This is a genomic window from Clostridium kluyveri DSM 555, assembly GCF_000016505.1.
GTDB lineage: Bacteria > Bacillota > Clostridia > Clostridiales > Clostridiaceae > Clostridium_B > Clostridium_B kluyveri.
This window is the reverse complement of the sequence record NC_009706.1, coordinates 2,950,770-2,973,697: the sequence shown is the minus strand read 5'-3', so window position 1 is coordinate 2,973,697 and position 22,928 is coordinate 2,950,770. Positions and strand designations below refer to the sequence as shown.

General features: G+C 30.9%; 29 protein-coding genes, 1 tRNA gene, 2 pseudogenes and 1 riboswitch. Of the genes and pseudogenes, 24 read left to right on the top strand and 8 right to left on the bottom strand.

All coding sequences use genetic code 11. The features are described from left to right. Positions 1-89 precede the first annotated feature (89 nt). The 6 genes from pdxR (at position 90) to CKL_RS14185 (ending at position 5,591) form a co-directional block, all read left to right on the top strand. Entirely contained in the window at positions 90-1,538 is a 1,449-nt protein-coding gene (gene pdxR, locus CKL_RS14210) for a MocR-like pyridoxine biosynthesis transcription factor PdxR (RefSeq protein ID WP_012103256.1), read from the top strand. Then, positions 1,538-2,092, top strand: coding sequence for an NUDIX domain-containing protein (locus tag CKL_RS14205; protein WP_012103255.1), 555 nt, complete (start codon positions 1,538-1,540; stop codon positions 2,090-2,092). The genes pdxR and CKL_RS14205 overlap by 1 nt, the downstream gene beginning before the upstream one ends. A gap of 38 nt (positions 2,093-2,130) precedes the next feature. Continuing rightward, positions 2,131-3,108 (top strand): adenosylcobinamide-phosphate synthase CbiB, encoded by a 978-nt coding sequence (gene cbiB / locus CKL_RS14200; protein WP_012103254.1) that lies wholly within the window; start codon positions 2,131-2,133, stop codon positions 3,106-3,108. A 48-nt stretch (positions 3,109-3,156) separates the two neighbouring features. Next, complete coding sequence (locus CKL_RS14195) at positions 3,157-3,783, top strand: NAD(P)-dependent oxidoreductase (protein ID WP_012103253.1); 627 nt, start codon at positions 3,157-3,159, stop codon at positions 3,781-3,783. 210 nt (positions 3,784-3,993) lie between these two features. Continuing rightward, positions 3,994-5,076: a nicotinate-nucleotide--dimethylbenzimidazole phosphoribosyltransferase gene (gene cobT, locus CKL_RS14190; RefSeq protein ID WP_012103249.1), complete on the top strand. Its 1,083-nt coding sequence runs from the start codon at positions 3,994-3,996 to the stop codon at positions 5,074-5,076. 221 nt (positions 5,077-5,297) lie between these two features. After that, the gene (locus tag CKL_RS14185) at positions 5,298-5,591 is read left to right on the top strand and encodes a DUF2325 domain-containing protein (protein WP_012103248.1); all 294 of its coding nucleotides are present in this window, start codon (positions 5,298-5,300) and stop codon (positions 5,589-5,591) included. A 68-nt stretch (positions 5,592-5,659) separates the two neighbouring features. On the opposite strand, the gene CKL_RS14180 is transcribed toward CKL_RS14185, so the two are convergent. Next, positions 5,660-6,454 carry a metal ABC transporter permease gene (locus CKL_RS14180; protein ID WP_012103247.1) on the bottom strand — a complete coding sequence of 265 codons (795 nt, stop codon included), beginning with the start codon at positions 6,452-6,454 and terminating at the stop codon, positions 5,660-5,662. Positions 6,455-6,480: 26 nt separating this feature from the next. Next, positions 6,481-7,134, bottom strand: a complete 654-nt coding sequence (locus CKL_RS14175; protein WP_012103246.1) for a metal ABC transporter ATP-binding protein — start codon at positions 7,132-7,134, stop codon at positions 6,481-6,483. A 214-nt stretch (positions 7,135-7,348) separates the two neighbouring features. Between CKL_RS14175 and CKL_RS14170 the strand changes: the two genes are divergently transcribed. Next, a tRNA-Glu gene (locus CKL_RS14170) sits at positions 7,349-7,423 on the top strand. Between the two features lie 75 nt (positions 7,424-7,498). Here CKL_RS14170 and CKL_RS19975 read toward each other — a convergent pair. Beyond that, positions 7,499-7,855, bottom strand: coding sequence for a tyrosine-type recombinase/integrase (locus CKL_RS19975; RefSeq protein WP_278184206.1), 357 nt, complete (start codon positions 7,853-7,855; stop codon positions 7,499-7,501). 159 nt (positions 7,856-8,014) lie between these two features. Between CKL_RS19975 and CKL_RS14165 the strand changes: the two genes are divergently transcribed. Further along, positions 8,015-8,200, top strand: coding sequence for a hypothetical protein (locus CKL_RS14165; RefSeq protein ID WP_012620804.1), 186 nt, complete (start codon positions 8,015-8,017; stop codon positions 8,198-8,200). A gap of 256 nt (positions 8,201-8,456) precedes the next feature. Here CKL_RS14165 and CKL_RS19970 read toward each other — a convergent pair. Beyond that, positions 8,457-9,486: pseudogene (locus CKL_RS19970) on the bottom strand (IS6 family transposase). A 127-nt stretch (positions 9,487-9,613) separates the two neighbouring features. Between CKL_RS19970 and bla the strand changes: the two are divergent. Then, positions 9,614-10,546: a class A beta-lactamase gene (gene bla, locus CKL_RS14155; protein ID WP_012103244.1), complete on the top strand. Its 933-nt coding sequence runs from the start codon at positions 9,614-9,616 to the stop codon at positions 10,544-10,546. Positions 10,547-11,141: 595 nt separating this feature from the next. Here the strand turns inward: bla and CKL_RS14150 are convergent. Then, positions 11,142-11,702 (bottom strand): hypothetical protein, encoded by a 561-nt coding sequence (locus tag CKL_RS14150; protein WP_012103243.1) that lies wholly within the window; start codon positions 11,700-11,702, stop codon positions 11,142-11,144. Between the two features lie 1,065 nt (positions 11,703-12,767). On the opposite strand from CKL_RS14150, the gene CKL_RS20935 reads away from it, so the two are divergent. The 9 genes from CKL_RS20935 (at position 12,768) to CKL_RS21615 (ending at position 17,439) form a co-directional block, all read left to right on the top strand. Further along, positions 12,768-12,929, top strand: coding sequence for a hypothetical protein (locus CKL_RS20935; protein ID WP_012103241.1), 162 nt, complete (start codon positions 12,768-12,770; stop codon positions 12,927-12,929). 4 nt (positions 12,930-12,933) lie between these two features. Continuing rightward, positions 12,934-13,095, top strand: a complete 162-nt coding sequence (locus tag CKL_RS20930; protein ID WP_012103240.1) for a hypothetical protein — start codon at positions 12,934-12,936, stop codon at positions 13,093-13,095. Positions 13,096-13,242: 147 nt separating this feature from the next. Next, on the top strand, positions 13,243-13,812 hold the full coding sequence (locus tag CKL_RS14145; RefSeq protein ID WP_012103239.1) for a terminase small subunit: 570 nt from the start codon (positions 13,243-13,245) through the stop codon (positions 13,810-13,812). 373 nt (positions 13,813-14,185) lie between these two features. Next, positions 14,186-14,455, top strand: coding sequence for a ribosomal protein L7/L12 (locus CKL_RS14140; RefSeq protein WP_012103238.1), 270 nt, complete (start codon positions 14,186-14,188; stop codon positions 14,453-14,455). Positions 14,456-15,181: 726 nt separating this feature from the next. Continuing rightward, complete coding sequence (locus CKL_RS14135) at positions 15,182-15,355, top strand: aspartyl-phosphate phosphatase Spo0E family protein (protein ID WP_012103237.1); 174 nt, start codon at positions 15,182-15,184, stop codon at positions 15,353-15,355. Between the two features lie 17 nt (positions 15,356-15,372). Continuing rightward, positions 15,373-15,546, top strand: a complete 174-nt coding sequence (locus CKL_RS20925) for a hypothetical protein (protein WP_012103236.1) — start codon at positions 15,373-15,375, stop codon at positions 15,544-15,546. Between the two features lie 166 nt (positions 15,547-15,712). Beyond that, positions 15,713-15,895 (top strand): hypothetical protein, encoded by a 183-nt coding sequence (locus CKL_RS14130; RefSeq protein WP_012103235.1) that lies wholly within the window; start codon positions 15,713-15,715, stop codon positions 15,893-15,895. Positions 15,896-16,764: 869 nt separating this feature from the next. Further along, positions 16,765-16,992 carry a TnpV protein gene (locus CKL_RS14125; RefSeq protein WP_012103234.1) on the top strand — a complete coding sequence of 76 codons (228 nt, stop codon included), beginning with the start codon at positions 16,765-16,767 and terminating at the stop codon, positions 16,990-16,992. A gap of 324 nt (positions 16,993-17,316) precedes the next feature. After that, positions 17,317-17,439, top strand: coding sequence for a hypothetical protein (locus CKL_RS21615; protein WP_278184167.1), 123 nt, complete (start codon positions 17,317-17,319; stop codon positions 17,437-17,439). Between the two features lie 158 nt (positions 17,440-17,597). On the opposite strand, the pseudogene CKL_RS19960 reads toward CKL_RS21615, so the two are convergent. The 3 genes and pseudogenes from CKL_RS19960 to CKL_RS21610 form a co-directional block, all read right to left on the bottom strand. Then, positions 17,598-17,750: pseudogene (locus tag CKL_RS19960) on the bottom strand (hydroxyethylthiazole kinase); the annotation flags it as partial. Positions 17,751-17,841: 91 nt separating this feature from the next. Further along, positions 17,842-17,950, bottom strand: a riboswitch (TPP riboswitch). Between the two features lie 142 nt (positions 17,951-18,092). Continuing rightward, entirely contained in the window at positions 18,093-18,473 is a 381-nt protein-coding gene (locus tag CKL_RS14120; RefSeq protein WP_012103232.1) for an RBBP9/YdeN family alpha/beta hydrolase, read from the bottom strand. A 76-nt stretch (positions 18,474-18,549) separates the two neighbouring features. Continuing rightward, a complete protein-coding gene (locus CKL_RS21610; RefSeq protein WP_081427991.1) occupies positions 18,550-18,654 on the bottom strand; it encodes an alpha/beta hydrolase in 105 nt (34 codons plus the stop codon). 441 nt (positions 18,655-19,095) lie between these two features. Here CKL_RS21610 and CKL_RS14115 point away from each other — a divergent pair, with 441 nt between their 5' ends. From CKL_RS14115 to CKL_RS21605, 6 genes are all read left to right on the top strand, one after another. Next, positions 19,096-19,488: a hypothetical protein gene (locus CKL_RS14115; protein ID WP_012103231.1), complete on the top strand. Its 393-nt coding sequence runs from the start codon at positions 19,096-19,098 to the stop codon at positions 19,486-19,488. Between the two features lie 178 nt (positions 19,489-19,666). Beyond that, the gene (locus CKL_RS14110) at positions 19,667-20,023 is read left to right on the top strand and encodes a hypothetical protein (RefSeq protein ID WP_012103230.1); all 357 of its coding nucleotides are present in this window, start codon (positions 19,667-19,669) and stop codon (positions 20,021-20,023) included. A gap of 154 nt (positions 20,024-20,177) precedes the next feature. Then, the gene (locus CKL_RS14105; RefSeq protein ID WP_202944275.1) at positions 20,178-20,333 is read left to right on the top strand and encodes a cold shock domain-containing protein; all 156 of its coding nucleotides are present in this window, start codon (positions 20,178-20,180) and stop codon (positions 20,331-20,333) included. Between the two features lie 1,188 nt (positions 20,334-21,521). Then, positions 21,522-21,698 carry a hypothetical protein gene (locus tag CKL_RS20920; RefSeq protein WP_012103229.1) on the top strand — a complete coding sequence of 59 codons (177 nt, stop codon included), beginning with the start codon at positions 21,522-21,524 and terminating at the stop codon, positions 21,696-21,698. A 287-nt stretch (positions 21,699-21,985) separates the two neighbouring features. Further along, complete coding sequence (locus tag CKL_RS14100; RefSeq protein WP_012103227.1) at positions 21,986-22,528, top strand: flavodoxin family protein; 543 nt, start codon at positions 21,986-21,988, stop codon at positions 22,526-22,528. A 145-nt stretch (positions 22,529-22,673) separates the two neighbouring features. Next, complete coding sequence (locus CKL_RS21605) at positions 22,674-22,805, top strand: hypothetical protein (RefSeq protein WP_278184166.1); 132 nt, start codon at positions 22,674-22,676, stop codon at positions 22,803-22,805. Positions 22,806-22,928 lie beyond the last annotated feature (123 nt).

The following is a 22,928-nucleotide window of genomic DNA, read 5'->3' as shown; positions in this document are numbered from 1 at the left end:
GAGAATAATATCTTTTAAACATTTAAACAGGTATTATTCTTTATTTATTTATGTAATTGTGTAAAAATATATTTGAGGTGAAATTTATTATGTTCTCTAATATTAAAATAGATAAAGATAGGGTTGTATATATACAGTTAAAAGATTATATTAAAGATATGATACTAAAAGGACTTCTTAGAAGAGATGAAAAGCTCCCTTCTACCAGAGAAATGGCGTCCATGTTTAATGTAAGCAGAAATACCATAATGTGTGCCTACGAATTTTTACAGGATGAAGGCTTTGTATACATGAAAAAGGGCAGAGGAACTTTCGTCTCAAATGTGAAAGTGGATTTTCAAGAGAAATGGAAGGTATCCTGGGAGAGTAAAATAAATAATTATGGCAGACTTTCAGAAAAATTAGATATAATTAAACATGAAGCCAAATGGCAAAAGGGAATGATATCTTTTAAAAGCATAGCTCCTGATGAAAGTTTATTTAATGTAGATGAATTTAAAAAGGCATTTTTAAACAGAATGGCTATAGAAGGAGAAAAAGTCTTAAATTATGGATATGCAAAGGGATATAAACCTCTTATTGAATATCTATTGAAATATATGGAAAATAAAGGGGTAAATATACAGGAAAAAGACATACTCATAACCAATGGTTTTACAGAAGGGTTTGATTTGGTGTTATCCTGTATTACAAAAGAGGGAGATGGTATAATATGTGAAAATCCAACTCATAATACTGCAATTAAGATTATGAGGCTTCATGGACTTAATATAACAGGGGTAGATATGGAAAGAGACGGGGTTAACTTAAATATGCTTGAAAAGGAGCTAAAAAAAAATAAATTTAAAATTTCTTATTTTGTTCCTTCCTATCATAATCCCACAGGTATTGTGATGTCACCGGAGAAAAGGGTTTCTATATATAATATACTTAAACATCATGATATACCTATAATTGAAGATGGTTTTAATGAGGAGCTTCGATATTTTGGAGCACATGTATCCCCTATGGCTGCTTTTAGTGGCTCTGGTAATAGTGTTATATACATAGGAAGTTTTTCAAAGATATTGTTTCCAGGAATAAGAATAGGGTGGATATTGGGTGACAAGATACTTATAGATTATTTAGAGAGCATAAAGAGAAGCAGGAATATTCATACTTCTTCCCTTGATCAGGCAATTTTTTATGATTACTTAAACTGCGGCAATTTTGATAAATACATAAAAAAGGCCAGAAAAGTGTATAAGGAAAAATATGAATTTGCATTAAAATGTGCAAAACAGTATATAAAAAATAGAGAAGTACTGGGAGAAGGGGGAATGCATATATTTATAAAATTAAAAGACATAAATTCAAGGGAACTTTTAGCTAGATGTTATAGAAGGAAAGTTATATTCACTCCAGGGGATGTATTTTATGTAGATGATAAGGGACAGGATACTTTAAGGCTGGGGTTTTCAAGAGTTAGTAAAGAGAATATAAAAAAGGGTTTTATGATAATTGGAGAAGAAATCCAAAAATTAGGAGGATATGTATAATGGAAAGAGTATCAAAAAAAGTATTATATGAAGGTAAATGGGTTAGAATGGAAGAAATTACTTATCTAGGAAAAGAAAATGAACTTCTAAAGTGGGAGAGTATAGAGAGAACAAATACTACAAGCACGGTTATAATAATAAGTAAGCTGGTACCATCTAACAGATATATATTTATAAAACAATACAGGCCTGCAGTTGATAAGTATGTCATTGGATTTCCAGCGGGACTGGTAGAAAATGAGAGTTTATTTGAAAGTGCTGTAAGAGAACTAAAAGAAGAAACAGGATATAATGGAAGAATAAAATCTGTAGGACCTGAGCTTTATGCAAATCCAGCCCTTGTGACAGATAGAGTCAGGGTAATAAAGATGGAAATAGATGAGAATTTAGAGGAAAATAAAAATCCTAAACAGCAGCTGGAAGAAGCGGAAGATATACAGGTAATTGCTTTGCACAAAGATGAAGTAAGGGAGTTTTTGCTCAGGGAACAGGCGAAGGGTACAGCTGTGGCCATAGCACCATGGTATGTTTTTTACGGATTACATGAGGATTAATAGCTTTAAAGTATAAGACAGCTAAAGGGGGATTAAATTTGTTTACTTTATTCTTAATTATTAACTTCATAAATATTTTCGCAGCGGTTTTAGTAGACTGGATAATTGGAGATCCTTATAAGTTTCCCCATCCTGTAATATACATAGGAAAGTTAATATCATATTTAGAGATAAAAGGAAGAAATCTTTATAAAGATGAGAAAAATCTTAAAATTTGGGGTGGCATAATAGTTTTAATAGTGGGTATGGTTAGCTTTTTTATACCCTTTATACTACTTATGATTTTGAGAAAGAATATAATTTTATATCAGATAGTAAATATATTTCTTATTTGGACAACTATTTCAGCCAGATGTTTGGCAGTGGAAGCCAAAAAAGTATATTATGCTTTGAAAAAAGATAATATTATAGATGCAAGGACTAAACTTTCGAATATAGTGGGAAGAGATACTGCTGGTTTAAATAGTGAGGAAATAATAAGGGCAGGTGTAGAGACAGTGGCGGAAAATACTTCAGATGGAGTTATAGCTCCACTTATTTATGCAGTCTTTGGCGCTCCTTTTGCAATGCTCTATAAGGGGATAAATACTATGGATTCAATGCTTGGATACATGAATAAAAAATATAGATATATAGGATTTTTTCCTGCAAAGGTGGACGATATATTTAATTTTATTCCAGCTAGAATCACCGGGATTTTTATGTGTATATCTGCCTCCATAGTAAAAGGAAGTGTTGCTCATGCTTTTAAAATAATGATAAGAGATAGAAAAAATCATAAAAGCCCCAATTGTGCATATCCGGAAGGGGCAGCGGCAGGTGCCATGAATATACAGCTTGGAGGTACCAATAAATATTTTGGGGAATTAGTACATAAGCCCACTATAGGTGACAAGTCTGTGGAGTTAAATTTTAGGCATATAAAAGAGAGTATAAAACTTATGTATTTTTCTGAAATCAATATAATGATTTTTTTTGCAATAATATGTATAATATTAATTTTAACTTATTTTTAAGACTATACTCTAACCTGAAAATCATTTTATAAAAGGAGAAATCTGGATTTGAAAAAAAACATTCAAGAGAATAATGTACCTATACTTATTTCACTTCTATCTTCTAAGATAAAAGTGATCATAATAGGTGGAGGATCTGCCTCTTACATAAAATCTGAAACTTTTGTCATGAAAGAATGCCAGGTATATATACTGTCTGAAAATTTTATGGGCAGTTTTGACAATATTAAAAAGAATTTAAATGTTACGTTGATTAAAGAAAAATATGATGTGCATCATATAGCAGATAAGCATATTGTGGTAATTGCTACAGATGATGAGAAGGTTAATTCAACTATAAGACAGCACTGCAGGAATCTTTGTAAAATATATGTAGATGCCACAGATTCCAAAGAGGGAAACTGTATTATACCCTGTCATAGGAGTACTAAAAATATCTCAATAGGAGTGAACACAAAGGGCGTATCTCCTATAACTTCAATATTTATTGCAGATAAATTGATAAACTATATAAAAAAATATGATGATTTTGTGGAATTTAGTTCTAAAGTTAGAAATAGTATTTCCAAAATGGAATACAGGAAAGTTATCATGAATTTTATAAGTACAGATGATTTTTATTTTTTTTATAAAAAAGGGAAAGCCTGTATTGTTATTGAAATGTTTTACAAATGAAAATATAATTTTAATGTGCATTTTATCCGAATGCTACCAGTGCTAATACTTCCCACTTTCTTCAACGTGGGAGATAAGCACTGCTAAGCGCCTGGATAAGTTCTTCTAAGTAAGCATTTCTCTATAGCAAACTCCGGTCTGAACCTTAAGAATCACTTGATCTATTAGGCATGTAAAATTAGTAGATTTTAAAATATATGGAGGAATATAATGAGTCTGATTGAAAATACTCTAAACAAAATAGAAAAAAGAAATGAAAAAGCTATGAAAAATGCTAAAGAAAGATTAGATAATCTGGCAAAACCTATAGGAAGTCTTGGAGAATTAGAAGAAATAGCTGTAAAAATGGCTGGAATTACAGGAAAAGTACATAATAAAATACACAAAAAAAATATAGTTATAATGTGTTCAGATAATGGAATATGGGAAGAAGGTATAAGCAATTGTCCAAAAGGATTGACAGCAAATATTACTGAAAATTTTGTTAAAGGTATAACAGGAGTATGTGTATTGGGCGATTTTTTCAAATGTGACAGAACCATAGTGGATATAGGAACTGATTATGATTTCAAAAGTGATGAAATCATAAATAAAAAAATAGATTATGGTACTAGAAATATAGCAAAAGGACCGGCTATGACCAGAGAACAGTGTATAAAAGCAATTGAAACGGGAATAGAAATAATAGATGGACTTGTAAAAGAAGGATATGATTTATTTGGAACAGGAGAAATGGGAGTATGTAATACGGCCACAAGTTCTGCGGTTTTAAGTGCTATATTAAAATTGCCAGTAAATGAAACTGTGGGAAAAGGTTCTGGAATTACAGAAGATAAATTCAAGGCTAAGAAGAAAGCAGTTCAAAATGCCATTAAAATAAATAATCCAAATCCAGAAGATATTATTGATGTTATAGCAAAGGTAGGAGGATTTGATATAGCAGGAATATGTGGATGCTTTTTAGGGGCTGCTAAAAATAGAGTGCCTATTGTAATAGATGGTTTTATATCTTCTGTAGCAGCACTTTGTGCTGTAAAATTAAATGAAAAGGTAGTAGATTTTTTATTTCCTTCGCATCTTTCAGCAGAACCGGCGGCTAAATGTGTAATGAAAGAGTTAGGATTGAATCCTATGTTAAATTTAAATATGAGATTAGGAGAAGGATCAGGATGTCCTATGGCTTTTGCAATATTAGAATCTGCTCTATATGTTATGGATAATATGGGGACTTTTGAAGAAGCAGAGGTAGATGGCAGTAAACTTATAGATATTAGAAAATCAAGTGATTCTTAGGTTTAGGTGGAGTTCGCTGTAAAGAAATTCTTATTTTCCACCGGATAAATGAAATAGTTGTATAAGATTTGTGAAAATATTTTTAAAAAAGTGTAGTAGAGTATATAAAGACTTTATTATACTTTTTTGAGTTTATGTATTTACAAAATTTTAAAGATGGGGTATAATTGAAAATGAATATCAATATCGATTGAGGGTAAAAATGAAAGAGGAGGAAAACTATGAGTATTCTAGTTATTGGAGGAGATAAGCTTGGAACTATAACTGAAAAGTTAAGAGAAACTGGTTTTAATAAGATAGGGCATGTTACAGGAAGAAAAAAGGGTGATAGAAAGGTTAAAATTCCAGAAAATACAGATTTAGTACTAGTACTTACAGATTATGTAGGTCATAATATGGCGGAAATAATAAAGGAAAGATCTAGAAGAAGTGATGTAGCAGTAATGTTCTGCAGGCGTTCCTGGTCAAGTATGTATAAGAATATAGAAGATTACATGAAACAAATAAAAAGATAAAGGTAGTGATAGTGATTTGTACGAATGAAATATAAAAATATATGATAATAGAGGTATCTGATTTTGTGCTATTTATTCCATAATTTTTTATAACCCAGAACTATTAAAAGAGTGAGTACGGAAACTAAAGCAATAGTACCACCGGGAGCACTGTTTATATAATAAGATAACAATAATCCTCCCATTATATCTAAAAATCCAAATATTATAGAAAATATAAGTGTAATTTTGAAACCTTTATGCAGCTGTAGAGATGCAGCCACAGGCATTGCTATCATGGATGAGATGACTAAGATGCCGAGTATTCTTAGGGATACAGAAATTGTAGCACCTACTAAAAGTGTAAATAAATAGTTTATAAGTTTTACCTTTATCCTACATACTTTAGCACCATTTTCATCAAAAGTTATGTAGAGCAGTTGGTTGTAAAGTATTGATAGAGTTATCACAGAAATTATACTAAGTATGAATACAGTATAGAGCTCATTTTTAGATACTGTAAGTATACTGCCGAATAAATAGGAATTTACATTTCCGCTGGCCTTTCCAGTGCTTATAAGTACGATTGCTATACCTACTGATAGGGTAAGTACAATTACAAGTATCAATTCTGCATATTTTTTGTAATAATCTCTTAAAAATTCTATTACAAGTCCTGCAATGGAGGTAAATATAAAAGCCGTGAATATAGGATTGTATCCAAATACAATGCCTATTGCGACTCCTGCAAAGGATGAATGAGATAAGGTATCGCCCATCATAGAATATCTTTTTAAAACTAAAAAAGTACCCACTGCAGGACATAATATGGATATAAATATACCTGCAATAATTGCATTTTGCATAAAAGCGTATTGTAACATGATTACCTCCAAAATAAGAAATTAATTTATTTTAAATTCAATAATTCTTTATACTCTTTAATGGTGTATATGGATGGGCTGCTGTCTCTCATAACACATATGTGGGTAGAATTTTTAAGTGCAGCTTCTAAATTATGTTCTACAGCTATTACTGTTATGGATAAATTGGTATTTAAATGTTTTATTATGGTATATAGTTCCTTTTGACTTATCATATCTATACCTGTAGAAGGTTCATCAAGTATTAAAAGTTCAGGTGGGCCCATCATAGCTCTTGCTATAAATATCTTCTGGCGTTGTCCACCGGATAAATTTCCTATAAGGCTGTTTTTGAAATCATTCATCCCCACATAATTTAGATATACATCTATAGGCTTTTTATCTTTTATTTTTAAAACTTTCATATGACATTTAAGCAGTTCTAAAACTGTAATTGGAAATTGAGAATTAAAATTTTCCATTAGTTGAGGAACATAGCCGATCTTTTTAGTAGATAAGTGAATATGGCCTTTTAATGGGGGTAAAATCCCAAGTATTAATTTAATTAAAGTAGTTTTGGCACTTCCATTTTCACCTATTATTGAAACATAACTTCCATACTTAATGTGTAGATTTACAGAATCTATTAAATAAGGAGGCTTTCCAGTATAGGAAAAATGTAAATTTTCTATGGTAAGCATAAATAAACTTCCTCCTAAAATCAAGAATTATTTCATAATATATGGTAATAATATGTATAGTATAATTTAATTAATATATATTATACACATAGTTGCAAGTGATTTGCAAATATATAAAAATATTTTTATTGTATTTAAGTGATTCTTAAAAAAGTATTGACTAAACAAGTGTGGAAATATATAATAATAAATGTTGATTGCAAAATGAATATGAGGTCCCTTGGTCAAGTGGTTAAGACGTCACCCTCTCACGGTGAAATCAGGAGTTCGATTCTCCTAGGGACTACCACAAGGAAAAGAATGGCTTAAATACAATGGTTAAAGCCTTTTTTAGTGCTTATTTTTAGGTGCATTTTTTTAAAATTTACACCATAGTTTTTAAATGACTTAATATATCGATTGATTTTTCTTTTTCCTTCCTTAAAACATGGGTGTAAACATTAGAAGTCATTTCAGTACTACTATGGCCTAAAATCATGGAAACAGTTTTTAAAGGAGTTTTATTCTCGAATTGCTTAGTAGCAAAAGTATGTCTAAGAGCGTGAAATTTTTTATGCGGAATATTTAAAGACCTTAAAAATTTTGACCATGTCTTGTCCGAATTTCCTGCGTTTATTAAATTCCCTTGTTCACTTAGAAATATATAATCTAAATTATCTGTGGAATAGCTATTGCCTGTTTTTAGTTTCTCTTGTTTTTTAAATTTAAGTGCATTCTTTATTGTACCTGTTAAAGATACTTGAATATGAAATTGGCTGGAAGAGTATAACTGCTAATAAATTTGATAATAAAAGATTTAAGAAGAACCATCCAGAGTTATTTAAGCAGTACTTGAGTACAAGTTCTTATAGAAAATTAGTATCAAGGAGGTACAAGCATAATGGTAAATCCAGTGTTTACAACACTTATGGATAGTTTAAATGCACAGATAGAAGCTTTAAATAAAAGTGGTTTTAAATTATATGATGCAGAAAATCGTGATTATTTTATAGAACGGATAAAGTATGACGGGGAAAATATTGTTAATATATATAAATTAATTAGTGTTATATGGTATAATTGTTAATAGTTTAATAAAAATAGTAAAAAATATAGATTTGCGGAAAGTAATCTAATTTCATTTATATTTGGCAATACTTCAGAAAACTTTGTATTTTATTTTTTATATCATGAAATGTATTTTGTTAAGTAGTTATAAAAAATAACTTAACAAATTGATTAAATGAATCTGTTAAGTTAATATGAAAATAAATATTCAAAAAAACTTATAAAAATAAAATAAGAAAAGCGCAAAGAATTCCTATAGAAACTATGATGCTTTTTTAAAAAAGTAGCCAATGTTCAATATCTAAAGGTGAATATTGGGCCTCTGCGACTGAGGTAGGAGTGAGATTATTTAAAGATGTGTACGGGCGTAAAAAGTTATAGTGATAAATAAAAGATGTAATTAAAGCTAATGCAGAATTAAATTCTCTAAAACCTTTTTTAGTCTTGTACTAGGCTTTAAAAGTCTTATTGAATGATTCAATAAAATTGTTATTTAAATCCTCTGAAAAAGCTGAATATTTATGGTGGAGAGTGTGACAATGTAGATTTTTTATTGCCTCATTATAAGCATCCCATTTATCAGTTACGATCTTCTTAGGTGAAGTTCTTGTGAGAATGGAACTATAAAAAAATAACTTATATGCTTGAGTAGAATTTCTAAAGCGTGATAAAACAAAAGAAATAATTACTCTAGTTTTAGAATCTAGTATTAGCCAAAGGTAGTAATCAATGCCTTTAATTTTGACATATGTTTCGTCGGCGTGCCATTCATCAGAAGAGAGTATTGGGATAAGGCATAAGATTTTCAGAAATGAATTGAAACCAGAGGGCAAAAATTTTTATCCAGGTATAGACTGTGACATGGGAAACAGAAACATTATAAATGTGCTTTAATATTCTTTTAATAACTTTTGTTGATGAATAGCCATCGTAGTATAGAGTTAAAGAAATTCATATAATATTTGGTGGATACCTGAAACCCTTAAAAGAAAATTTTGCTTTAAGTTGAGGAGAAGTAAAAAGATCATTTGTTAGGAAAATAGGAAGCTTAAAAGAAAAGGTACACTTTTTATCACCACATTTGAAATGAATGTAAGTATCATGACGATGCCAAACAAAGGTTGATTTATGGCAAATAGGGCATCTAGGATATCCTTTAGAAATTTTAGAGGATTTCTCTAAGATAAATTGTCGCTTACAATGCTTACATTGATATTTTTGAAATCCATGTTTGTCTTTACCAAATTTATAAACATCACTTGAAAAACAACGAGGACAAATAATGTTTTCAAAAGTATTTATAATTATTCATATCAATCGCTCCTTTCAAGGAGATATAGTTTATCTTTCAATTATATTATAGCTCCTAAATGGGGCGGTTGTATGACAATATTAACTTAACAAAACCAAAATAGAAATAAGGAGTTATATTATGCAAAAAATAGTAAATTTGAAATTGAAGGCAAATAAGCTTAAATTTGGTGTACTTATGATGCTTGTGATTTTTTTTCTTACTAGTTGTGGAAAGACAGAATCTCAATCACATTTAAACACGAAGTCTGACATACAATATAATTCTGCATTTTCCCAACTTGAAAGTGATTATGGTGCTAAACTTGGAGTATATGCTTTTGACACAGAAACGAATAAAGAAGTTGCATATCGTGCTGATGATAGGTTCGCTTATTGTTCTACTTTCAAGGCGTTAGCTGCGGGTGCTGTTTTAAAACAAGATTCATTGGAACAGCTTAAACAATTAGTTAAATATAAAAAAGAAGATGTTCTTTCTTATGCTCCAATTGCAAAAGATAATGTTGATAAAGGCATGACCATTGAAGAAATTTGCAGTGCAGCAATACGTTTCAGCGATAATACAGCTGCAAATCTTTTGTTAAATCATATAGGTGGACCTAAAGGTTTTAAATCAGCACTTAATCAATTGGGGGATAGCGTTACGCAACCTGTACATATAGAACCAGAACTAAATGAAGGCATACCTGGAGATATTGGAGACACTAGTACACCAAGACAATTGGCAACTGATTTGCAAGCATACACAACTGGAAATATATTGACAGAGGACAAGAAAAAAATTCTTATCGATTGGATGGCAGGAAACACAACGGGTAATACACTAATTCGTGCAGGAGCACCAAAGAGCTGGATAGTTGCTGACAAAAGCGGAACTGGTCCTTATGGAAGAAGGAATGATATTGCTATAGTAATGCCACCAAATAAAAAACCTATAATTATTGCAATATTGTCAACTCACGATACAAAAGAGGCTAAATATGATGACAAATTAATTGCTAAAGCTTCTAAAATTATATTTGATTCTTTTACTACAACTGAAAATAAGGAGTAAAGTAAGGAGAAAATATTATTTAGAAAACTCGTACACTATATAAATATTAAGATATAATTTTCTCATTAGTGTAACAACTGAAAAACGAATAGATTTTTTCAACACCGTATTATTCAAAGCTGAATTTTATGGTGTTTTTGTTTCGCATTACAAATACTTTGTAATAAAACCAAACACCAGGGATTTAAATATCCCTGGTATGACATGAGAAGTAATTATTAAAATATGGAGAATAAAATATAATAATTGAAATTGCCCTAATGAATAGTATGTCCTAAATTGGATTTATTATACAGGGAATTTAATATAGATTAATTGAAATTTTAAGCAGAATTAAACACCGAGGATAGATAATCCCCGGTATAATGAAAAAATGATGGCTATATTCAGGAGTAAATGAAAAATATAAAAATATTCATGCGAAAGAGGTTCCGCATGAATAGAATATGTAAGATTAGGTTTATTATACATGGAAATTTAAAGAAGGTGAGTAGATGGAACATTTAATAAAATTAGGTTATGTGTTATTGATAAATATCGGCCAGCTTAGTAAAGGCGCCGACTTAAAATAAATAACTTCACTAAGCTGGTGTCTTTATGCTTTCATATCTGCTCTTGCTGCGATATAGGCTTCATGATAAATTGCTGTTGTTTCATCATAAAACTGATCTTCTGCTTTTGTGTGTCCCTCTGCCCATCCGGTATTAGGGCTATAAGATAAAACTTCGTCACCATTTTGATCATAAATAAACATAGATGATCCAGTTGTACCAACGCACATTTGCCCTGTGAAAGGTAATCCAGTAATCCTAAAAAAGTATGGTAATCCATTTGTATATCTTGCTTTCATTAATATAGGTGTCATTAACGAGATAAGCTTTGAACGATCAGGAGATACATGTTTTTTATAAGAATTGATATAGGATACATAATCATTTCCCATGTACACACTTTTAGTCGCACCCTCCTGTGCCATTTCCTGAATTTTTTTTACAACACTATCTGACAAGGAAGTTGTATTTTTCTTTTTAGAAGTAGCAGAAGTGCTTTCGGTAGAAGCACCTTTATCTGTTTCTAATGTTTCCACTTTTGTTTTGGGAATAGTATGAGAATTCATATGTAAAAAGCCTTCTATACCAACAGGATGTATAATCATAACGTTCCCTCCTTATATATATTATCGCCCATTTTGAGAGAAACTAAATATATGAGGAGTTATTCAGGAATTAAAATATTGCTAAAATGTAATATAATAGTTATAGTGAGAATATCAGGGACTACACTGGTAGTAACTCATATAATAAATTCTCCCTTAAAATATACCTCTGGCTCCAGGGTTAAATGGGGCTGCCAAAGCGAAATATGAAAGCTTATTTTATGTGTGTAAGCTAAGAATAAAAGCTTATTTTTGGTACCAAAAGGGTCTGGCTATAGCCTTTAAATATAGCCACCAATGCGGGCACAAATAAAAATTATACTATATATTGTGAATGGCACTTGATTAAGTTCAGATGCTTTTTGGTATGTGTAAATATTTATTTAACCTGTACAAAATAATATCGTAATAATTAATGTATATAATACAAAATAAGACATGCATACTATCCTCTGGGCATTGAGGATATATAGGATACATAAGGTTGTGTCTGTGGTTGCAAGGCACATTAAATATAGATGCAACCGCAACTCTAAGTCTAATATAAAAATAAGCTCTTTTCATCACAAAGCAGACATCCGTTATTTAGGGTGTCTATTTTTTATTATTTACAAATAGTTATTACATAGGACATTGGATTGTAACAAATACTATGTATAATAAGTATTGTGAATGGCTTATGAATTAGTTTCCCACCATATGCATGTTTACGCTAGTGCCCTATAGTTGCAGGGCACGTTAAACTCAAATGCAACTGACAGAAGCTAGTATATTAAATTAATCTCCTTTTAGATAATGATTAACAACGTCATCAAAAATAAGTACCCGTCACCTGGGTGCTTATTTTTATATCTTTTAACACATGTGTAATGATATCATAACAATTGGTGAATATAATATATTTAAAGGCAATACCCATAATTAAACATAGGTAATTATTTGTTATATATAATTATACTCATCAACTAAAAACTCTTAATATCACACAAAGTACCAATATTATTTTGGTACTTATTTTTTCAAGAAAGTACTGCAATATTGCGGATTAATAGGGAAGTTAGAGGTATGGCGATAAGAGAAATCCTGAAAGAAAAGCTTAATCAAGATAGGAAACTAAATAAAGATAAATCAGGAAGAGGCGAATACCTCTCCTTTTCTGATATAGAAAGATTAATGCGGCATGAGTGTTACAGGAGGGTTAAGGGCGCTGTTAGGAGGGTGAGGTAGTAATATGTTAATGTTTCTATTTAATAAAAGTCAGAGTAGGATTGAAATGTGGCTGTTTATTATTGTAACTGTATTATTTATAAATGGTAGAGTGAAGCAGGGAATAGCTGCACTATTGGGTGGCGGATCGGTAATTGCTTTAATAGAGGTATATTTGAAAATATAAGAATCATGTGGAATAGGAATATATAACCTTTTATAGAATAGTACAATACAAACTATAAAGAGGAGATGAAAATAAACTATGTTAAATAAACAACCTGATCCTCTAAGTTGGTAATAGTATATAGCATTGGACGTTTAGGTTCTAAAATTGGACGTTTTTCTTCATCCCCAAAACAAAACGAATGAGGTAGGTGGTGTCAATGTAGACATGCCGACACAGAGAAGTCCGAACAGGTATAAAGCATTTGAGATTTACAAGGGACATGTTGAGGATATTAAGCTTAAGGATATTGGAAAAAAGTTAAATGTATCTGATATCCAAATACGTAAATGGAAAAGTAAAGATAAATGGGATGAAAAATTGAAAGGTACGTTACCATTGAAAAGTAACGTTACCAATGCAGAAAAATGTGATGAAAAAAAGCCTTTAGAAGAGGAAGTTCAAGAAGTTTTAAATAACCCTGAACTTACCGATAAACAAAGGCTTTTTTGCATTTATTACTCTAAACGCTTTAATGCCACCAAAGCCTATCAGAAAGCATATGGGTGTGATTATATAACAGCTAATACCACAGGATCTCGGTTGCTTGTAAATGCTTGTATAAGAGAAGAAATACAAAAGTTGAAACAAGGGAATAGAGCAATGTTAAATCCAGATGATATATTTCAGAAGTATATGGATATAGCTTTTAGTAATATGACCGACTATACTGGATGATATCGTGAAGTGGGAAAGTTTGTACAGCCATAGATGAAAAAGGTACTATTGATTTATAATGTACATAGTATGGTATAATAATATCTGTAATCAACATATTTTATTATAAAGGGTGGAATGATGATGTTAATAAGGAACATAGAGATAGAATTGCTAAAATTCAGTCAGTAATAAAAGAATTGAACATTATATTATTCTGGGTTAAAGAAGATAAAAGTGTTGAAAGAGTTGGATTTAATAGAACTTAAAACAATAAAAATCGTGAGATGAAAATGAAAGAAAAATGAGACAAATTTGACGCAAAAATAGGACAAAGTTGGGACAAAAATATTTTTATTATACCTAAAAGAGTTATCAACAAAGGAGCGAAGCTATGAATTATATAATTATCGGTGGGCTTATAGGAGCAGGACTATTAATATGGATAATAAGTAGTATTAGTCAGATAAGAAGTGATATAGCACGTATAAATGTAAATTTAAATAAAACTGCTAAACAAGTTGGAGTACCTGATACAATAACAGATGAGTTAAAATGCCTTCTTTCAGAAAATAAAAAAATTGAGGCAGTAAAAAAATATAGAACTGCTACTGGACTGGGATTAAAAGAAGCCAAAGAATACATTGATTCTTTAAATAACTAAAAATTTGGGTTGTAGTGTAATAGTTATAATGAGAATGTCAGGGACTACACTGGTAGTAATTCATATACAAATTTTTCCTTAAAATACACCTCTGGCTTCAGGGTTAAATGGGGCTCCAATACGGGAAACCGCAAATAAAATAAAACTATATATGATGTGTATGTCGGAGATAGGCACTGGGAAACTGGTGCTTATTTTTAAGGAAATTTTAAGAATTGACGTATAAAATATTATCAGTGATACACAAGTTCCCTTAGTGTATAAAGCAACAAGATAAGCATCCACATATTTAGGTGCTTATCTTATTTTTATATTTTAAAGATTTAGTTGATAGAGGATTGGATACAGTGACAATTAGAGGGTAAGGCATTTAGCAAGTCTGAGTGTTTTTTATCATAATCGTATTTATTCAGGGCATCTATTTTATATTATTTACAAATAGTTATTACATAGTACATTAGATTGTAACAAATACCGTATATAATAAATATCATAATAGATTATAAATTAGTTCCCCACATGAAGATTTAACCCGGTGTCTGTGGTTGCAGGGCACTTAAAACTTAAATGCAACCGCCACTCTAAGCCCAATATAAGAAATAAGCACTCGTCATCTAGGGTGCTTATTTTTGTGCATAATTGAATAATATGGGTTTATTTCCAGTCGATTAATATTTATAGGATTTTACTCATTCTTTATACTAATTAAAAAAGGAGTGAATTAGTATGTCTCAGATAGATAATATTCTATCACAAATAGAGTCTTTAAAAAGAAATCTTGACAATCTAATCACGCAGAAAGATAGTTTATTAGATTCAGAAATAATTATTGCAAGTCAAATGCTAGATTCAATGTTAAATAAATATAGTAAAATAGTTAAAGAGAGAATGGATAAATAAAAAAATAGGTGAGAGGTATGAAGATAAGGGAAATATTGAAAGAAAGGCTTAACCAGGATAAAAAACTAAGTAAAGATAAACCAGGGAGAGGCGAATACCTCTCCTTTTCTGATATAGGAAAACTTATGCATCATGACTGTTACAGGAAGATCAAGGGTGTTGTTAACATATTGGATTCTGCATTTATATAGGGAAAATATATTGCAGATGTAGTTATAACTACAACATCATAGAAATAATTATTGCCCCGGTTTTTCGGGGCTTTATTTTTTTATATAAAATTGGAATATTGAGCAGGAATATACATATTATTGTAGAAGTACTTATATGTAATAATTGAAAGGAGGAGAGAAATAAATGAAAATCATAGGAATAATTCTTATCATTGTGGGAATTGCTGGAATAATAGTGGGTTGTGTTGTGCGCGGTAACATAGGAATAGCTACTATAATAGGAGCTTTAGCAGGCTTAATATCAGGAATAGGATTTATTTTGGTAGACAAAAAGATTGAATTATTATCCAATAATAAAAGTTCTTAATTTATTCTATACTAATGGAAAAAGATCAAATGTATAATTACTCCTAGAAAAGATAAAAGCCCTGGTATTTGCCAGAGCTTTTATAGATTAAAATATATTAAAACTATATTAAGGAGACAACATAGTATTTTGCTATTCATACTATCTCTATTACAAATATTTTTTGTATAAAGATAGTATTTTTGGTAAAGCTATTTTTGAGGTGATAACAATGTTTAAATTATTTACAGGAATGATTCTTGGAATCGGAATGACAATTTTAGGTATTTGTGGGTTAGCTACCAAATCTATTTTAGGTATAATACTATAAGCAGGGAAAGTACCCTGCTTATTTTGATTATGTTTTAACGAGTTGAAGGTACTTTAGTGACTGAAACTAAAAACCACAAGCTAATCACAACAGCATAAACTTAAGAACTTTGTAACTGGATCAGGTTTTCCTCTCTAATTCTATCATTTGGTTTAATTAACGGTTTTATGAATTTATCTTTAAACAGTCTTATCGTTGTATTTTCATTGATTCTGATAGGATATTTATATTGCAAAGACGCCACAGAATAGTATAATAATATTAATGTAAGAATAATGTAAAAAAGGCTTCCAGAAGGTAGCCGTAGAAATGATAATCAAACTAAGAATGGTATTGAAACTTTATTTTGTCTACAGTTTGCGTCGATATATGATTTTAGACTATCTACAAGGAAAACAAAAACTCTCCACCTAATTAGCAGTTTTTCAATAAGGATGTTTACGAAAATCAATAATTGTTAAGCACAACAGCCAAACGATTACCGATGAATTGTAAATAATCTTTGTTGGAGGATTTGCTTCATGGAAAGGTTTAATTTGGATATACGGAAATTGATGGATTGTTATATCCCAACATTGAAATTGATGGAGAAGATAAACTTAAGGATTTAGGGAAACACAGCTTGTTGCGACTAAACTATCTACACGAACAAAGATCACAGATGTATCGGAAACTTCTTCTGACCGGCAAACTGGCACAACATTGTACAGCTATTGATAAGACTGCCTTTGATATGGCGGAACAAGTTCGTTCTGACTACCTAAAATCTCCATCCACTGACGGATGAGGATATGATGGAGCGCACCCGAGTTTCCATGAAGGTATAGATGATTGAGGATGAGATTGTAATATTAGAACTTATCTGTATCTAGGCATAAGGGGGCGCCAAACACAGTTAGAGTGTTTGGTGTTCCTTTTTTTCATAGCAGAGCGAGTTAGAAGACTCAGGTATCATAGAAGGATATACCATAAAAATTAATAAAGAGAAACTAGGAATAACGATCAAATGTATCATTGAAGTCACCTTAAAAAATTTTAATTACGAATTAGCACCATCATTTATAGTAGATTACCCAAAATGTGAAGCATGATTTAGAGTGGCTGGTGATTCATGCTCTTTCGCTATTTTTCAGTTTCTTCAATTAAAGAAGTAGAAGATTTTGTCATGAAAGTAACCTTCTATACTACAACTAGAACAAAATTTGCCAAGGATTTAAGTCAGTTGCTAGTGTAGCTTTGGGATTCTGCCGAACCTGACCTGACCCCAAAGGAGCATAATATTACAATTTCGACCGACCGCATGCAGGCGCAGCACATCCCTATCGAATTTCATAGCTTGTCCCTCTGTTAAGCTCTTCGCCGCTTAAGCAATACACGGCGTCGATGATCCGCGCACAGCGTCGTAATCTGCTCCACTTCCGCTTCATCGTCGGCCATAATGGGGGATGCACCGCAGGATAGCAGCAGGTTTGCGCAGTCGTTGACGGTGACGTAGTTTGTGATACAGTGTACGAGTGGAACCTTTTGATGCACAGTTTCAAGCATTGTTCCAAAAATATTTGAATCCTCAGTCTTTAATTTTTAGTTTGCCGGGTAATAAAATAGCGGAAAACGCCCGATGAGCGTTCTCCGCGCGATAATAGCAACAGAGACCTTTCCTACGGTGGCATTATCCACATCAGGTGTAAGGGTCGAAGTTATAAACTTCCTCTCAGCCCGTTTCACAAGCTCCCCTGTCCGTTATTCGATTTGGAAAGTATTTTAGCACAAGCAAAGGCGAATGTCAAACTGACAGCAAGCTGCTGATATTTTTTAATTATACTATAAATTTAGAGTGTTCCGAGCTGTGGAAGAAGAAGAACTACACCCAACAAGCTAATGTCTATTTCAATTATCCATTCTAGCCCTATTATTTAATTCAACCTCTTCTAACAGCTTTTGAAATAAGTTGAAGCCTTCACTCCAATCATCTATATTGGATTCACTGTTTATATGACCTTTTCTACCAGCAGATATTGTTTCAAAGCCCCACTGTTTACCTTTCTGTATACAAAACATAGAAGAAGAATACGGATCATTTTCACTGTATATCAGCATTCCCGGTACTTCTAAATTAACTTCAGGTAAAGACCCAAAAGAAGCTAAAAACTTTGGAAATTGTTTGTCATCAGGATTTGGCGGAGCCACCAAAAAGACTGCATTCAAATATTTTCGTATTTTAGGAATGGCTTTGACGGTGAGTAAGCAACCAAGACTGGGAGCAATCAATACTGTACCGCATTGATTATCTCTTTCAAGGTTTTCCTATTAAGGTTTTTTCCCATTCATTATATACCAGATAATCTCATTCCTCTTGATTTACTCTTCCAAAGCCATATCTTTTTTCCCAAGTGCTCTGCCAATGATCTGTTCCGGAGTTATTAAGGCCAGGAACTAACTTTATATTCATTTTACCACCCCATCTATTTTATTTAAATAGTTTAAACCATCCAGAATATCTGTATTCCTTTTGTTAATTATTAATAGAGAATTAAGCAGTTTACTGTGTTGACTTAACTAATGGCAATTATATCATAATTAAAATGATTTTAGGCTATTACCTTTTACTATGTTTACCCATCCCGTAAGTATACTTTCTAATGCTATGGAGATAACAAATTTTGTAAAAGCAATATTACTTAAATGAAAAAGTCGTACATAGAAGAATCTATAAATAAAGTATGATAATAAGCCTGTACCCTCCAAAATGCAGGCTTTATTTTTTTACTTATAGTTACCCAAGTGAAACCATAACGTGCAAACCTCACCAATTCGTCAAAATCACTGTATACTCTACAATTTTTATGTTAAAATTTACCCTAGTAATGCTTTAAAGTGAGGGGGTAAAATTATGAAGACAAGATGTAGAAAATGTATATTTGAAGATATAGACGGAGGCAAGTACCCCTGTAATGACTGTAGTGAAATTATGGACATGAAAAGACATAAGAGTGCTGAAAGTCATTTTGAACCAGTAGATGGGTATAATAAAAATATTAAATCCAAGGAACGATTAAAGAAAAAATTAAGCGAGGTACTGCCTTCTACAAATAAAAAAATAATTTATGCAGAATATGAGGAGCTGGAAAATGAAAATATAATGTTAACAGCCTTCTTAGATAGTGGCAATGATATTATAGTGTACCAGATATTAGACATAGAAGAAGGCTTAGTTCAAAATATGCTCTCATTGGATAAGGATTTATTACATAAAATAAACAAGATAACAAAGAGGGGAGTTTAGTATGCACTTCCTGATAGTTTATAAAAAATAGTTAGGAGGGTATAAAGTAAAAAACAAAGTAAAGTTATCTTTTATAGCTTACTTTGTTTTTGTAGTGTTTTTATATCATTTTAGTAAGTTTTATTACACATATGTACTAATTAGTGATAATATTATAAGTGAAACGAGGTGTAAAAGAATGATACTTTATCATTTCTCAAATGAAAAACACAGCAAGTTGGTCCCAAAACTGGGGGAAAAGAGGCGATTTGGAAAAGAAAATATTACAGGTAAGAAAGTATTATTTTTAACTACTAATCCTGAAATGTTTCTTGAGAATGAGGATGGTAGTAATTTTTTCAGATATAGATATAGTATAGAGCTGGATAGAAATAATCCTTATCTGCATTCTGATGATAAATTCAATGATATGCTTCAATATCATAATGAGGCATTCAGGTTAAAACATGCTATATCTAAATGGTTTTTCTACGATAATTCTCTTGATTATGTTGCAATATCCGAATGGGATAATAAATTATGCAAGTTTAATTGAAATATAAAAGTACATTAAGTAATTATTAAATATTTCTCTTTTTTAAAGGAGAAATTTTTTCTTTAATAATATATGAATTTATTATTATCGAAATTTTATTTAGTGTATTATGGTTGTTACAGGGAGTTTAAGAAATAAAATTTTGGAGGTACTTATATGGACAGGTACAGTTAAATGGTTTAATGGAAACAAAGGATTTGGATCTATTACAGGAGAAGATGGAAAAGATATTTTTGCACATTTTTCTCAAATAAATTCAGAAGGTTATAAAACACTTGGAGAGGGTCAAAAAGTCTCTTTTGACGAATGAAGAGGACAAAAAGGACCACAAGCAGAAAATATACTTTAAGTCTACTTTTTATGCCATTTAAGTATATGTGTATGTCGTAGATAGGCACTGGGGAAACTAGTGCTTATTTTTCATGTTAGGTTAAATCACATAATGTTTTGACAACTAATATATATGATTAATATATAATAATTATATAAGGATTATATAAGGATTAGGATTTTAAATGTAAAATACATAATTGCGTGGGTGAGGGTTATCTTCTATTTTATTCATACAATGGTAAAATTTATTGCAAAAAGTTAATAAATATAACGTTAAACGGTGATAAATACTATATATAATTATAAGTGTCCTAAGGAAATAACCTTAGTTTAAATAAATAGTTTATAAATTAATGCCCCCTAAGCATGAATGTAAACTGGTGTCTGTAGTTGCAGGATACTTAAAACTCAAATGCAACTACCACAGGACAGTATAATATTAATCTCCTTCAAAAAATAATGTTATATAAAAGTAGCACTCGTCATTTAGGGCGCTTATTTTGTTTTATCGAAAAGAGATGTGTAGGTTTTTACACATCTCTTAAATTCAACCATTAATATTAAGTTTTTCTTTAATTGCAGTCTGTATGACTTGAGAAAAGTTAATGTTATTCTTTTCAGCTAAAGATTTTAACCAGTGTTAAGGAATATTTTAAAGAAATACATAAAGTGGGGAAATGGTCTATAATAAATCAGAAGATATAAGTAACACGATTAATTCATTGATAGAAAGTATGACCAAAAATTTTTGGTATAAATGGGTGTTATGTTAGGAGCTGGACTTGGATATATATCAAAGGGGGATATATACATATTAAAAGTTCGGCTGCCGCATATGCCGTATTTATAACGGTTAGTGCTTTATTCACTTTAACATATTATTGTAATAGCAATATTATTCGCTGTTAAGACTCAATATATAATAAATATATTTTAAAATAAAGGTTCTAATTAATAAAAGCTCTAGGCTAAGTCCAGGGCTTTCAGCGATTAGAACATAATGAGTGAAATTTAAAGTATTTTTGTGATATTAACTATTGTATCCAACTTTAAACATTTTATATTTATTTTTCAAAAAATCATCCAATTACCTAGAGTATTTTTTATAGAAATGCACAAACTTTAAGTATAGCATTTAAAATTGCTCTAGAAAGAGGTGTTTGTTATGGCACGTAACAATGATAATTTAGTAGCACCAGGTAAAGTAGCTAAATTTAAGAGAAACTCAGCTGAAAGAGTTCAAACAAACTCAAAGAAGATCTATAATGGAGATTTAGTTGACATAGACACTAGTTCATTAGGTGGTAATAAAAAGGCTAAGGCTTATGAGCTGGAACAGTAAATGTAAATGGTAATAAAATAGCTAAGGCTTATGAGGAAGACTTAAAATAGTAGGGTGACAAAAATAGTTCCATACTAGTTATTTTATCATAGTAAAATAGCTAGTATGGGATTTTACAGAAATACAACGCTTTATGATTGATAAGATACCCGCCATTCTTTGGGGAAGTCCATCAAGTCAACTGTATATTTATATACATGGTCAACACGGTTGTAAGGAAGGTGCGGAATTTCTTGCTAATCTTGTTACTTGTCACAAATGGCAGGTTTTGAGATACTATCCATGCTTTGAGATCCTGCATTCCAGGAATTAATGTACTAAATTCACGAATCTCACTTTCTGGAAGTATTAAAAATAGTAAATCTTATGGGCATTATGTGGTAGATGATGATCTTAAACCTTTACTGGGAAGTATTGAGGAGTCAGATGTTATTGTGCTTGGTTCACCTATTTATTATGGAAATCTATCAGGGCAAATGCGTTCATTTACAGACAGATTGCTTTTTCAATACCTTGATTATGGTGGTATGTCTACAGATCCTAAACCAAAAAACTTTAAAACAGCTTTAATTGCAGCAATGAATGTCAATGATGAAATTTATGTTGAAAGAGGGTTTAAGGATACTTTAACTAGTTTTGTGGAAATTATGGGCCGCACATTGGGTAGTTGTGAACTATTGACTTTAACGAATACCGTTCAATTTGATGATTATTCAAAGTACGTTTATCTAATGCCGGATAAAGAAGAAAAATCCAATCGTGTCGAAAAAATATCAGCTGAGGATTTGCAAAAAGCATTTGATTTGGGATTCAGACTTATTAAATCGTAATTAATTGACGTTTGAAAGAGGTTTGAAAAATTTTATGGCAGAAGTAAGCTCTAAAATGTCTGGAGATACAGTAGATTCTACATCATATTTGATCCATACTGAATAGATAAGCAAGTTACATTTCTTAAAGATTAATGAAGAGCTTATGGAAATTACAATGGAGTTTGGAGTATATTTATTAGAATATTTTGTAACTGATAAAATAGTAGCAATGAAAGATCAAGGGGCTTCTAGTAATAGAGCTATAAATCAGAGAAAGTTAAAAGTTATACTATAGGATCATTTGATATCATTATTAAAGCTTCAAAAGAAAATACGAAAACAGCTGTATGATTTAGGCAATAAGATATCAAAAAAGTTAAGATTGCTACTAGCAATAACTGCATTGAAATAGAATATT

Excerpts from the sequence above, each read along its gene's own strand:
- pdxR (WP_012103256.1), top strand. The coding sequence starts at position 90 with ATGTTCTCTAATATTAAAATAGATAAAGATAGGGTTGTATATATACAG.
- CKL_RS14205 (WP_012103255.1), top strand. The coding sequence starts at position 1,538 with ATGGAAAGAGTATCAAAAAAAGTATTATATGAAGGTAAATGGGTTAGA.
- cobT (WP_012103249.1), top strand. The coding sequence starts at position 3,994 with ATGAGTCTGATTGAAAATACTCTAAACAAAATAGAAAAAAGAAATGAA.
- CKL_RS14185 (WP_012103248.1), top strand. The coding sequence starts at position 5,298 with ATGAGTATTCTAGTTATTGGAGGAGATAAGCTTGGAACTATAACTGAA.
- CKL_RS14180 (WP_012103247.1), bottom strand. The coding sequence starts at position 6,454 with ATGTTACAATACGCTTTTATGCAAAATGCAATTATTGCAGGTATATTT.
- CKL_RS14175 (WP_012103246.1), bottom strand. The coding sequence starts at position 7,134 with ATGCTTACCATAGAAAATTTACATTTTTCCTATACTGGAAAGCCTCCT.
- CKL_RS14165 (WP_012620804.1), top strand. The coding sequence starts at position 8,015 with ATGGTAAATCCAGTGTTTACAACACTTATGGATAGTTTAAATGCACAG.
- bla (WP_012103244.1), top strand. The coding sequence starts at position 9,614 with ATGCAAAAAATAGTAAATTTGAAATTGAAGGCAAATAAGCTTAAATTT.
- CKL_RS14150 (WP_012103243.1), bottom strand. The coding sequence starts at position 11,702 with ATGATTATACATCCTGTTGGTATAGAAGGCTTTTTACATATGAATTCT.
- CKL_RS20935 (WP_012103241.1), top strand. The coding sequence starts at position 12,768 with ATGGCGATAAGAGAAATCCTGAAAGAAAAGCTTAATCAAGATAGGAAA.
- CKL_RS20930 (WP_012103240.1), top strand. The coding sequence starts at position 12,934 with ATGTTAATGTTTCTATTTAATAAAAGTCAGAGTAGGATTGAAATGTGG.
- CKL_RS14140 (WP_012103238.1), top strand. The coding sequence starts at position 14,186 with ATGAATTATATAATTATCGGTGGGCTTATAGGAGCAGGACTATTAATA.
- CKL_RS14135 (WP_012103237.1), top strand. The coding sequence starts at position 15,182 with ATGTCTCAGATAGATAATATTCTATCACAAATAGAGTCTTTAAAAAGA.
- CKL_RS20925 (WP_012103236.1), top strand. The coding sequence starts at position 15,373 with ATGAAGATAAGGGAAATATTGAAAGAAAGGCTTAACCAGGATAAAAAA.
- CKL_RS14130 (WP_012103235.1), top strand. The coding sequence starts at position 15,713 with ATGAAAATCATAGGAATAATTCTTATCATTGTGGGAATTGCTGGAATA.
- CKL_RS21615 (WP_278184167.1), top strand. The coding sequence starts at position 17,317 with ATGCTCTTTCGCTATTTTTCAGTTTCTTCAATTAAAGAAGTAGAAGAT.
- CKL_RS21610 (WP_081427991.1), bottom strand. The coding sequence starts at position 18,654 with ATGAATATAAAGTTAGTTCCTGGCCTTAATAACTCCGGAACAGATCAT.
- CKL_RS14115 (WP_012103231.1), top strand. The coding sequence starts at position 19,096 with ATGAAGACAAGATGTAGAAAATGTATATTTGAAGATATAGACGGAGGC.
- CKL_RS14110 (WP_012103230.1), top strand. The coding sequence starts at position 19,667 with ATGATACTTTATCATTTCTCAAATGAAAAACACAGCAAGTTGGTCCCA.
- CKL_RS20920 (WP_012103229.1), top strand. The coding sequence starts at position 21,522 with ATGGCACGTAACAATGATAATTTAGTAGCACCAGGTAAAGTAGCTAAA.
- CKL_RS21605 (WP_278184166.1), top strand. The coding sequence starts at position 22,674 with ATGGAAATTACAATGGAGTTTGGAGTATATTTATTAGAATATTTTGTA.